General features: G+C 66.7%; 1 protein-coding gene and 1 rRNA gene. Both read left to right on the top strand.

Features of this window, described 5'->3' with window-relative positions; genetic code table 11:
• A 5S ribosomal RNA gene (rrf, locus tag ACFXKZ_RS39705) occupies positions 1-94 on the top strand; the annotation flags it as partial.
• A 260-nt stretch (positions 95-354) separates the two neighbouring features.
• Positions 355-717, top strand: a 363-nt coding sequence (locus tag ACFXKZ_RS39700; RefSeq protein WP_380008619.1) for a hypothetical protein, incomplete at its 3' end; no start/stop codon positions are given.

Genomic DNA, 717 nt, shown 5'->3' with positions numbered 1-717 from the left:
AACGCCCGGTCTCATTCCGAACCCGGAAGCTAAGCTCTCCAGCGCCGATGGTACTGCACTCGAAGGGGTGTGGGAGAGTAGGACGCCGCCGGAATCTACGTGAATAAGGGGCCCCACCCCGGTGGGGCCCCTTATTTTTTTATCCTGTTCTATTTATCGTGGCGACCCCTGTGTACAGGGGTTCACGGCCACTGTCGGGTGCGCCGACTTCGTTCGTCATACGGGACAATGGTGGTCGCGCCACAGGCGACTGCGTACCCGTACGACGATCACGAGGAGCAAATCCCATGTCCAATCCCCCCTCCGAAGGACGGCCGAGTCGCCGTCCCGGTGGATCGCAGTACTCGGGGGGCGGTGGCGGCGGTGATCGCCGGCCGTTCAACCGTGACGATCGTGGTGGCCGTCCGGCTTCCGGTGGTCGTGGCCAGGGCGGTCGTGACGATCGAGGCGGTTCGCGTTCTTCGTTCAACCGTGACGACCGCGGGGGCAACCGCGGTGCGGGCACGGGGCGTCCGCAGTCCGGTGGGCGGGACGATCGTGGTGGGTTCTCGCGTCCGTCGTTCAACCGGGACGATCGTTCCGGTGGCGGTGCGCGTCCGCCGTATCGGTCGGACCGGCCCGAGCGTTCGGATCGGCCTGCCCGGGACGAGCGTGGGTCCGGCCGGCCGTCGTATGGCAATCGGGACGATCGTGGTGGGTCGCGTCCCTCGTTCAACC

Origin of the sequence: Embleya sp. NPDC059237 (genome assembly GCF_042754105.1) — a bacterium.
In the GTDB taxonomy this organism is placed as follows: domain Bacteria; phylum Actinomycetota; class Actinomycetes; order Streptomycetales; family Streptomycetaceae; genus Embleya.
This window is presented reverse-complemented; position numbering and strand designations above follow the sequence as displayed.